A 6,628-nucleotide genomic window follows, 5' to 3' on the forward strand; every position below is an offset into this window, starting at 1 on the left:
GTCTGGATCGGGGGGGCGGCCGTCGGGCCGCTTGCCTGACCGGGCCAACTGCGCCAGTCTGACCCCATGGTCGCGACAGGCGCCATGGCGGGGACGGGGATGGAGCCACAGACAGACCAGACGCTGGCCGCCGAACTGGCCGTCTTGGGCCGCTATCTTGTGCAGCAGGCCGATGCCCTGACGGCCCATCTGCTGCGACCATGGACCCTGTACCAGCTGGCCATCGCGCTGGCACTGTTCGGGCTGGCACACGGCCTGCGCGCGGTGCTGGGGCCCCGGCTGCGCGGCTGGATGCAATCGCGCGAGGGTTGGCCGATGTGGCGGATGCGCCTGCTGGTGGTGGTCCACCGCCGGCTGCGCGCGATCCTGTTCGTCGTCCTGATCTGGCTGGCGGTCGTGGTGATGCAAGAGGTGACATGGCCAAGCCGGTCCTATCTGCTGGTCCTGTTGTCCAATCTGGCGCTGGCCTGGCTGATCATCGTGTTCACCACGCGGCTGATCCTGAACCCGCTGCTGCGCAAGGCGGTGCGGTGGGGCGCGCTGATCTGGGTCACGCTGCGGGTTCTGGACATGACCGACAATGTGGCCCGGCTGCTGGACCGCATGGCCATCGAGATGGGAGAGATCCGGATCTCGGTCCTGATGGTGGTGCAGCTGGTCGCCACGCTGGCGATCTTTTTCATGGTCGCGAAATTCGCCTCGCGCTGGCTGTCGGCGCGGATCGCGGCCAGCGAGGATCTGACGCCGTCGATGCGGGTGCTGGTGGTCAAGCTGCTGCAGACGGTGCTGTTCCTGACCGCCTTCATCATCGGTCTGCGCGCCATCGGCGTCGATCTGACGGGGCTTGCCTTTCTGTCGGGCGCGATCGGTCTGGGCATCGGCTTTGGCCTGCAAAAGGTCGTGTCGAACCTTGTGTCGGGGGTGATCATCCTGATGGACAAGTCGATCAAGCCCGGCGACGTCATCTCGATCGGCGAGACGTTTGGCTGGATCAACCAGCTTGGGGCGCGCTATGCCTCGATCTCGACCCGCGACGGGCGCGAATACCTGATCCCGAACGAGGATCTGATCACCGGGCAGGTGGTCAACTGGTCCCATTCGGATGAATTTGTGCGGCTGGATATCACCTTCGGCACGTCCTACGGCGACGATCCGCATCTGGTGCGCCGCATCGCGACCGAGGCCGCGCTGACCGATGACCGCGTCCTGTCCGCCCGCCCCCCGGTTTGTCATATCACCGGCTTTGGCGATTCCAGCGTCGATTATGTTCTGCGGTTCTGGATCCGCGATCCGACGGGCGGGTTGACCAATATCCGCGGCAAGGTGTTTCTGGCCCTGTGGGACAGCTTCAAGGCCCATGGCGTCACCATCCCCTTTCCGCAGCGCGAGGTTCGCCTGATCGACCGGCCCCCCGGACATGCCCCCGAACGGCCCACCGCTGACCCCTTGCGGGACTGATGGTCGGGGGCAGCCGATGACACAGAAAGCGAGGATGATGATGACCGACAGGATACTGGCACTGGTGGACGCCTCGGCCTATTCGGAAAGCGTCTGTCACCACAGCGCGTGGATCGCGGGCCGCCTGAACGCGGCGGTAGAGGTGATGCATGTTCTGGGGCGGCGCGAAACGGGCAGCGCGCAGAACCTGTCAGGCGCGCTGACGCTTGGCGCCCGCTCTGCCCTGCTGACGGACCTGGCGGCGGCGGACGAAAGCCGCGCACGTCTGGCGCAGGCGCGAGGCCGCGCGATTCTTGAGGATGCGCAGGCGATCCTGGAGGCCGATGGCGCGACGGCCATCACGACCCATCTGCGCAAGGGCGACCTGCTGGAGGCGGTGCAGGCGGTCGAACCGGACATGCGCGCCATCGTCATCGGCAAGCGCGGCGAGGGGGCGGATTTTGCGACCGGCCATCTTGGGTCGAACCTTGAACGCATCGTGCGTGCGTCACAGGTGCCGGTCTTTGTGGCCTCGCGCACATTCCAGCCGGTCTCGCGGGTGATGGTCGCCTTTGACGGAAGCGCCTCGGCGATGCGGGCGGTCGATCGCATGGCGAAAAGCCCGGTTTTCGAGGGGCTGGCGATCACGCTGATTTACGCGGGCGATGGGGGCGCGGCCATGCAGGCCCGGCTGAACCAGGCCGCCCATGCGCTTGAGGTCGCCGGGCTGCCCGCCGACACCCGCATCGTCCCGGGCGAGCCCGAGGATGTGCTGCCATCGCTGATCGCCGCCGAAGGGATCGATCTGCTGGTCATGGGCGCCTATGGCCACAGCCGCATCCGGCGCCTGATCATCGGATCGACCACCACCGCGATGGTGCAGGCCGTCCGGATCCCGGTGCTGATGGTCCGCTGACCCGACCCGGTCAGCCGGGCCGCCCATGTCCGGTCTGGCGGAGACGGGCGGCGCCTGTTTATCGGGGGGCGTGGTCGTCGGGCAGGGATGGTTCGAACTCGCTCAGCGCCGGGCGTTTGCCGATGGTGATATGTTCGATATCCTCTGCCGCAAATCCCCGGATCAGGGCCGGGATCATCATCGAGACCAGCAGAAAGACCGGCAGCCCCACGACCGTGATGACCTGTTGCAGCGCGGTCAGCCCGGCCTCGCCTGCCAGCAGGATCAGGGTGGCGGCGATCAGCCCCTCGGCCAGACCCCAGAAAACCCGCTGACGCACCGGACCCGGCTCGGCCGTGCCTGTGCACAGCATGTCCACCACCAGCGACGCCGAATCCGACGAGGTGGCGAAAAAGATCGCCACGACCAGCACCGCCAGCCCCTGCATCAGCGGCGCCCAGGGCAGTTCGGCAAAGAACGCGAACATCGCGAGCGGCACGGATTCGGTCACCGCCGAGCTGATCGTGCCCGCCGCCGGTCCCATCGCGGCGCGTGCCGCCTGTCCCAGCCCGTCCATCTGCATCGCCTGCCAGCCAAAGATCGCAAACCAGATGACCGTGAACAGCGACGGCGCCAGCAGCACACCAAAGACGAATTCCCGCACCGTACGCCCGCGCGAGATGCGCGCCACGAACAGTCCGATGAAGGGTGACCATGTCACCGTCCATGCCCAGTAAAAGACGGTCCAGTCGCCCTGCCATCCCCAATCGCCGGTGGCCATCCCCTCGCCATGCAGCATGTCGTTCCAGAACGCCAGGCGCGGCAGGTTGGACAGATAGAGGCCCATCGTCTCGACGATGCCGCGCAGCAGGAACAGCGTCGAGCCGGTGACCAGAACGAACAGCATCAGCCCCACGGCCATGCCGATGTTCAGGTTCGACAGGAACTTCACCCCCTTGTCCAACCCCGCCACGATCGAAATCGTCGCCACGATCGTCAGGCTGCCCAGGATCGTCAGACGCAGGGCGGTGTCATCGGTCCAGCCGAACAGATCCGACAGCCCCGCCGCCACCTGCGACGATCCCAGCCCCAAAGACACGGCCACGCCGAACAGGGTGCCAAGCACCGACACGATGTCGATGGCCTTGCCGACGGGACCGTGAATCCCCTCGCGCAGCAGCGGATAAAAGACCGAACTGACCCGCACCGGCAGGTCATAACGGTTGATGAAATAGGCGAAGGCCAGACCCGGCAGCGCAAAGATCGTCCAGGTGTGCAGCGCCAGATGATAGAGCGAGATCGAGATCGCGTCCTGTGCCGCCTGCAGCGTGAACGGCTCGACCCCCGGCAAGGGCGGGGACTGGTAATGGCTGATCGGCTCGGCCACGCCCCAGAACATCAGGACCGTCCCGATGCCGCCCGCGAACAGCATCGTGAACCACGACAGGTTGGTGTATTCGGGGCGCGAATTGCGCGGCCCAAGCCGGATATGCCCATGCCGCGACATGGCCGCATAGATCAGAAAGCCCAGCCAGACATTGACCGTCAGAATGAAGAACCAGCCCAGATTGGTGACGATCCACGCCCGCCCGGCGGCAAAGGCCCCGCCGATTGGTCCGGGCAGGACCACCAGCAGCAGCACGAAGACCAGACTGAGCCCGGCCGAAACAAAGAAAATCGTCGGATCGACCCGCAGACCCAAACGCCGCGCCAACCTGTCCATATCCTGCCCCGTTTTTGTGATTTGTCGGGGTCAATCAACGACAAGGCAGATCGTTCCCGAAAAATGCCGCACCCCCGTCGCGGTCCCCCTGTCGCTTGCGCGGTCACAAAGGGCTGCGGCCCGTGGACCGGTCGATGCCGTTCTGGCGGCTCGGCATCGACCGGTGACATCGGGGAATGTGGGATTTTTGGTGGAGCCGAGGGGAATCGAACCCCTGACCTCGTCATTGCGAACGACGCGCTCTACCAACTGAGCTACGACCCCATCGGCGTTAGGTTGCCCGGACCGTGCGGCTTGTCAAGAGGCGCCGCGCGGTCCGGGAAAAGGTCACTCGGGCAGGGCAAAGGCCACAAGCTGATCGGCGACCTGGGGCTTGATGATCGAATTGCCGCCAACGGCAAAGACCACGTATTGGCGGCCCTTGAAGTCATAGACAGCCGGGATGGAGACGGCGGGCGCCTCGACCTGGGCCTTCCACAGCACGTCGCCGGTGGCTGCGTCCAGCGCGCGGACCCGTGCATCCATCGAGGCGCCGATGAAGATCAGCCCCGAGGCGGTCACGACCGGCCCGCCGATGGTGGGCGAGCCCCAGCTTTCGGGCATGTAAAAGCCCCATTGCTGGACCTGACCGAAGGGCCGTTCCCACAGCGTCTCGCCGGTTTTCAGATCGATGGCAGACATCAGCCCATAGGGCGGTTTCCAGCAGGGCATGCCGAGCGGGTTGAGAAAGTTGGTCAGGCTGAAGCCATAGGGCGTGCCGGTCATCGGGAACAGGCCACCTTCGGCCTCGCTGCCGCCTTCGGCCATGGTCTCGTATTCGGCGCGCTCGATCAGTTGATAGATCTGCGCGACGCGCGAGCTGTTGATGTACAGGATGCCGGTTTCGGGATCGACTGCGCCGCCGCCCCATTGAAACCCGCCCGCCGTGGCCGGATAGGCCAGCGAGCCTTCCAGACTGGGCGGCGTGTACCGCCCCTCATACCGCAATTCATCGAATTTGCGCGAGCAATAGCCAAAGGACGCGATATCGGCCAAACCGAAGACCCCGCCCCAGTCATCGCCCAAAGGCGAGGCGGGCAGGGTGGGGATGGGCTGGGTGCTTGATGCCACCTCGCCCTCGGCATCCGAGGCGGGGAAGGGGCGATCATCGATCGGGAAGACCGGCTCTCCGGTCAGGCGGTTCAGAACGAAGGCATAGCCCATCTTGGTAGGCTGGACCAAGGCCGGGACCGCGCCGCCATCGCCGGGAATGTCGATCAGGGTGGGGGCGGATACGGTGTCGTAATCCCAGATGTCATGCTTGACCAGCTGGCGGGACCAGACGACCTCTCCCGTGTCGCCGTTCAGGGCGGTGACGGATGTGGCCAGCGGGATCTCGTCCAATCGGGTGCCGCCATAGAAATCCGCACTGGGGCTGGAGACGGGCAGATAGGCCAGGCCGTTTTCCTCATCCACCGACATGGCGGTCCAGACGTTCGCGGTGCCGGTCAGCCCGTCATAATCCTCGGGGATCGAATGAAATGTCCAGTCCAGCGCACCGGTCCGCGCATCGACCGCAAAGACCGAGCCGAGCGGATTGGCCGCATCGTGCCAGTCCTTGCCCGCCCAACCCAGCAGCAGCTTGTCGCGGAACACGGTGGGCGGCTGCAGCTGCGACAGTGGAAAATTGGCATCGGGCTTGTTCCACTGGTTCACGTCCAGAATGCCCGCATCCCCGAAATCGGCGCAGAGCGCGCCGGTATCGGCATCGACCGCATGCAGCTGGGCATCCATCGTGCCGATATAGACGCGCCGTGCGCAGGGGCCGTCGCCCTCGCCTTCCCAATAGGTGACGCCGCGATTTTTTAACTCGGGCTGGGTCAGGGGCTCCAGCGCGGTGTCTTCTGGTTCATAGGTCCAGACCACCTCGCCGGTATCGGGCTGCACGGCCATGATGCGGTAAAAGGGCGTGCCGATATACAAAAGGTCATTGGCCAGAACGGGGGTTGCCGACCAGACGGTGCCGACCATCTCGCCCGAGCCGTCGGACACGTCGCCGGTATGGATCTCCCACGCCTTTTCAAGATCGCCGACATTCTCGGGTGTGATCTGGGTCGAGGCGCTGAATTTCTGCGACATCGCATTGCCGTGGAAATGGGTCCAGTCGGTCTGCTGGGCATGGGCTGCGGGCGCGCAAAGGACAAGGGCGGGAAGAATGCGGAACAGGGTCATCGGCTTACCTCGCGACCAGAATGAAGATCAGCCACAGGGCCAGCGTCAGGGCGATGGTCAGCATCAGCCAGCCCTGCATCAGGAACCATACGCAGATCAGCGTCAGCAGCCCACCGATCAGGATCATGACGGTGACAAAGGTGCGCAGCTTGCCCGGCGACAGGCGCCCGACAAGGATCGCGGCCAACACCAGCGCCGCCATGCCCAGAATGGCCAGCCCCGCGCCGGGCGTCCCCGAAATGCCGGAACCGCGATTGAAAAACGCCAGCACGGCCAGAACAAGACCGATGATGGCGGGCAGGGCCATCAGATTGGCGACCAGTTCCTCGCGGGCGCGGGGCTGGCCATTCTGGGCATGGCGG

General features: G+C 65.3%; 5 protein-coding genes and 1 tRNA gene. 2 read left to right on the forward strand and 4 right to left on the reverse strand.

Annotated features, from left to right (window positions below; translation table 11 throughout):
- The first annotated feature begins 99 nt into the window (after positions 1-99).
- Positions 100-1,458, forward strand: coding sequence for a mechanosensitive ion channel family protein (locus tag EG885_RS21380; protein WP_131578711.1), 1,359 nt, complete (start codon positions 100-102; stop codon positions 1,456-1,458).
- Positions 1,459-1,498: 40 nt separating this feature from the next.
- The gene (locus tag EG885_RS21385; RefSeq protein WP_131578719.1) at positions 1,499-2,353 is read left to right on the forward strand and encodes a universal stress protein; all 855 of its coding nucleotides are present in this window, start codon (positions 1,499-1,501) and stop codon (positions 2,351-2,353) included.
- A gap of 58 nt (positions 2,354-2,411) precedes the next feature.
- Here EG885_RS21385 and EG885_RS21390 read toward each other — a convergent pair whose 3' ends face one another.
- The 4 genes from EG885_RS21390 to EG885_RS22900 form a co-directional block, all read right to left on the reverse strand.
- Positions 2,412-4,055: a BCCT family transporter gene (locus EG885_RS21390; protein WP_131578713.1), complete on the reverse strand. Its 1,644-nt coding sequence runs from the start codon at positions 4,053-4,055 to the stop codon at positions 2,412-2,414.
- Positions 4,056-4,243: 188 nt separating this feature from the next.
- Positions 4,244-4,319 (reverse strand) — tRNA-Ala (locus tag EG885_RS21395).
- 63 nt (positions 4,320-4,382) lie between these two features.
- Entirely contained in the window at positions 4,383-6,266 is a 1,884-nt protein-coding gene (locus EG885_RS21400; RefSeq protein WP_131578715.1) for a pyrroloquinoline quinone-dependent dehydrogenase, read from the reverse strand.
- Between the two features lie 4 nt (positions 6,267-6,270).
- A partial coding sequence (locus EG885_RS22900; protein WP_165571260.1) for a hypothetical protein occupies positions 6,271-6,628 on the reverse strand: 358 nt, incomplete at its 5' end.

It is taken from the genome of Paracoccus nototheniae (assembly GCF_004335005.1).
In the GTDB taxonomy this organism is placed as follows: Bacteria; Pseudomonadota; Alphaproteobacteria; order Rhodobacterales; family Rhodobacteraceae; genus Paracoccus; species Paracoccus nototheniae.

Coding starts and splice junctions, on each gene's coding strand:
- EG885_RS21390 (WP_131578713.1), bottom strand. CDS start 4,055: ATGGACAGGTTGGCGCGGCGTTTGGGTCTGCGGGTCGATCCGACGATT.
- EG885_RS21400 (WP_131578715.1), bottom strand. CDS start 6,266: ATGACCCTGTTCCGCATTCTTCCCGCCCTTGTCCTTTGCGCGCCCGCA.
- EG885_RS21380 (WP_131578711.1), top strand. CDS start 100: ATGGAGCCACAGACAGACCAGACGCTGGCCGCCGAACTGGCCGTCTTG.
- EG885_RS21385 (WP_131578719.1), top strand. CDS start 1,499: ATGACCGACAGGATACTGGCACTGGTGGACGCCTCGGCCTATTCGGAA.